Source organism: Mesorhizobium sp. M7A.F.Ca.CA.002.15.2.1 (genome assembly GCF_003998715.1).
Lineage (GTDB): Bacteria > Pseudomonadota > Alphaproteobacteria > Rhizobiales > Rhizobiaceae > Mesorhizobium > Mesorhizobium ciceri.
Window position 1 is genome coordinate 1 of record NZ_RZPI01001023.1, and the last position, 1224, is coordinate 1224.

At 65.5% G+C, this 1224-nt stretch carries 2 protein-coding genes; both read right to left on the reverse strand.

The genetic code is table 11. The annotated features are described in order from the left end of the window. Window positions 1-826 (reverse strand): tRNA lysidine(34) synthetase TilS (tilS, locus tag ENZ74_RS32205; protein ID WP_127313305.1); only part of this gene is annotated, 826 nt, incomplete at its 3' end. A 57-nt stretch (window positions 827-883) separates the two neighbouring features. Beyond that, window positions 884-1224 (reverse strand): tol-pal system protein YbgF (gene ybgF / locus ENZ74_RS32210; protein WP_127313306.1); only part of this gene is annotated, 341 nt, incomplete at its 5' end.

Here is a 1224-nt window from a genome sequence, read left to right on the forward strand (position 1 = left end):
ACGCATAGACGGCCGCCTGCTCGTCACCGGAGGAGAGCAGGCACGGGTCGAGGCGGATGAGGCCGATGGCTGGCTGGCTGGCGAAGCCATCGATCAAACCGGCTGCGCTGGCGCCAAGCTGCCTGCGCTCGAGGGCGGCCTGGCCCGCGAGCATCAACATGCCCTTCACATGCTCGACACTCTCGCCGGCAAGTGCGGCCCGCACACGCGGCCGCTCGAAAGCCGCGTCGTCATTGGTCGGATCGTCAGCCCAGCCGACATTTTGACGGCGCAGGACGTCGCGCAATGCCGCGCGCCGCACGCCGAGGAGCGGCCGCACGATCCAAATGCGCCAGTCATAGAGGGTGGCCGGCGCCATGCCGGCAAGTCCCCGGCCGGCCATGCCGGCATGGCCTTGGCCCTCGTCCCGCGCGTGCCGCATCAGCACCGTTTCCGCCTGGTCGTCGGCGGTATGGCCGGTGAGGATCATGCCGATGCCTTCCGCTTGTGCCGCCTCGGCTAGCAGCCGGTAGCGCGCCTCGCGAGCGGCGGCGGGCAGACCGGTCGATGGCTTTGGACCCGACCATGTCAGGATGCGGTGTGAAATTCCGAGCCTGGCGCACAGCTTCGCCACTGTTTGCGCTTCCGCAGCCGAACCGGACCGCAAACCGTGGTCGATCGTCACCGCCAGCAGCCTGGTTGCCGGCGCCCTACGTTCGAGATGGTGTTTGAGAAGAAGGAGCAGGGCGGTCGAGTCGCTGCCGCCGGACACGGCCGCAACAGCGCCGCTGGTAAAATCGATATGCGAAAAAGGGTTAGTCGAGAGGTCCGGCTCGGTGTCGAGCATGATGCATGTCGCCCAAAAGTGATCCCGGTTTCAGGACAACGACATGTATGACAAGGATCAGCAGGCAGCCAGAGCCTTCTCCTGCTTGACGCGTTCCTTGAGCGCGCTGGAAATATCGGGGTAGCGCTTGCCGACCTCGCTGAAAGTGGCGCAGGCAACGTCATGCTGCTTGAGGCCGACCAGCGACACGCCGAGCTTCAGCAACATATCGGGAGCTTTCTTGGCCTTGGGGTAGTCCTTGCTGGCGGCAAGGAACGTCTCGGCCGCATCGCGGTATTTCTGCTGGCCGAGCAATGACTCGCCCAGCCAGTAATGCGCGTCCGCGGCCTTCGCATCCTTGGGGAAGCGGGCGATGTGGTCGCGAAAACCCTGCTCGGCGGTGCCGTAGTCGCCCGAGA